The organism is Streptomyces flaveolus (genome assembly GCF_000716535.1).
GTDB classification, from domain to species: domain Bacteria; phylum Actinomycetota; class Actinomycetes; order Streptomycetales; family Streptomycetaceae; genus Streptomyces; species Streptomyces flaveolus_A.
In genome coordinates this window covers 1-891 of the sequence record NZ_JNWV01000137.1, presented here as the reverse complement: position 1 = coordinate 891, position 891 = coordinate 1, and the positions used below count along the sequence as shown (strand labels likewise).

At 74.0% G+C, this 891-nt stretch carries 1 protein-coding gene; it reads right to left on the bottom strand.

What is annotated here, in order from left to right; all coding sequences use genetic code 11:
- Positions 1-774: alpha/beta hydrolase (locus tag OO52_RS45520; RefSeq protein ID WP_030659359.1), on the bottom strand; the 774-nt coding region annotated here is incomplete at its 3' end.
- Positions 775-891: the final 117 nt, after the last annotated feature.

Below are 891 nucleotides of genomic sequence, written 5' to 3'. Positions count from 1 at the left end.
GGCCATCCAGGAGGTGACGGCGCGGCTGCCGATGATCTGGAGCAGGGGGCGGGGGCCGATGAGGGGGACGGCGAAGAAGGCGTCGAAGGAGGCCAGCTTGTCGATGCTCTGCCAGGCGAAGTGCTTCGCGGAGCGTTCGTGCCGGCCGCGGGGGGTGCAGTAGTAGTCGAAGCCTTCGACGGCGTGTTCGCCGCCGAGGGCGGCGGCCTGTTCGGCGGTGTCGGGGAAGACCGGCATGGCGCCGGGGTCCTCGCCGCGGGCGGCGGTGGTGCGGGCCTGGGCGGCGGCGTCCAGGAGGGCCTGGAAGACGGCCGGGTCCTGGGAGCCGTCCGCGCCGAGGCGGAACTGGCGGGCGACGTCGACGCCGCTGACGGTGGCGACGGCCCTGACGCGGTGGTCACCGCCGGTGGCGGTCAGGCAGTAGCCGCCGGAGGCGCAGATGCCGAGCAGTCCGATCCGGGCGGGGTCGACCTCCTCGCGGGTGGTCAGGTAGGACACGGCGGCCTTGAAGTCCTCCACCCGCTGGGCGGGGTCCTCCAGACCGCGCGGCAGGCCGCCGGAGGCGCCCTGGTAGGCCGCGTCGAAGGCGAGGGTGACGAATCCCCGCTCGGCCAGCCGCCGCGCGTAGGTGCCGGAGGTCTGTTCCTTCACCGCGGTACCGGGGTGACCGACCACCAGTGCCGGACGCGGGCCCGCCGCCGGGGCGTCGGGGGTGTAGAGGTGGGCGGCGATCTCGATGCCGGCGCTGTCGAAGGTGACGGTGGTCCTGGCCATGAGGGCACTCCTGCTCAGAGGGTCGATGCGGTGTCCTGACACACCCGGCACACCGAACCCCCCGGAGAAGAGGGGCCCCGCTCCCGCCGGGCACACATCCACACTCCGCCACCACGC